The 1,092-nt window shown below is 68.3% G+C and carries 1 protein-coding gene; it reads left to right on the top strand.

The window, feature by feature from the left end; all coding sequences use genetic code 11:
- Positions 1–107 precede the first annotated feature (107 nt).
- A partial coding sequence (locus tag D7147_RS32040; protein ID WP_120684477.1) for an IS481 family transposase occupies positions 108–1,092 on the top strand: 985 nt, incomplete at its 3' end.

The following is a 1,092-nucleotide window of genomic DNA, read 5'->3' as shown; positions in this document are numbered from 1 at the left end:
GTGTTCTGTCCACGGACGTTGGTGACAGGACTTAGATCTTGAAATGGGTGAGGACCTCCGGGTGAGGTGGAGCTTGTCGAAGGTTCCGCACCACCCAGGAGGTCCTCGTGACCCACGCTAATGCACCCTTGACCGAACGCGGGCGACTGCGTCTGGCCCGCTGCGTCGTCGACGACGGCTGGCCGCTGCGCCGGGCTGCGGAGCGGTTCCAGGTCAGCCCGACAACAGCGAAACGCTGGGCCGATCGCTACCGCGTCGAAGGCGCCGCGGGCATGAAAGACCGCTCCAGCCGGCCGCGACGCAGCCCGAACCGCACCCGCCCGCAAGTAGAACGCCAGGTGCTGCATCTGCGTACCAGCCGGCGTTGGGGACCTGCGCGGATCGGCGGTCGCCTGGATCTGCCCGCCTCCACGTGCCATGCGATCCTGCGCCGGGCGGGCGTTGCCCGCCTGGCCCATCTGGACCGGGCTACCCGAGAGCCGATCCGCCGCTATGAGCACCCTCATCCCGGCGACCTGGTTCACGTCGACATCAAGAAGCTCGGCAACATCCCCGACGGCGGCGGCTGGCGCACCCAGGGCCGCGCTCGCGGCAAACTCAACCGGAGCGCCACTGCAGGTCACCGCACCGACGCGTGGGGCGGCGCCCGGCTGGGCTACGCCTACCTGCACACGGCGATCGACGATCACTCAAGGCTGGCCTACACCGAGATCCTCAACGACGAACGTAAAGAGACCGCTGCCGCCTTCTGGCAACGCGCGCACGCCTGGTTCACCGCATCCGGGATCACCGTCCGCCGCGTCCTGACCGACAACGGCTCCTGCTACAAGTCCCAGCTCTGGCACGACACCTGCGCCCAGCTCGGTGTCACCGTCAAGAAGACCCGCCCCTACCGGCCCCAGACAAACGGCAAGGTCGAGCGTTTTCACCGGACCATGACTGACGAATGGGCCTACGCCAAGCCCTACCGGTCCGAAGCCGCCCGACGAGCGGCCTTGCCCGCCTGGCTCCATGCCTACAACAATCACCGCCACCACACCGCCCTCGGCGGCCCACCCGCCAGCCGCGTCCCCAACCTCTCCGGGCAGAACA

The organism is Micromonospora musae, from assembly GCF_003626545.1.
In the GTDB taxonomy this organism is placed as follows: domain Bacteria; phylum Actinomycetota; class Actinomycetes; order Mycobacteriales; family Micromonosporaceae; genus Micromonospora; species Micromonospora musae.
The sequence above is the reverse complement of the archived record's forward strand: the minus strand, read 5'-3'. Positions and strand labels throughout refer to the sequence as shown.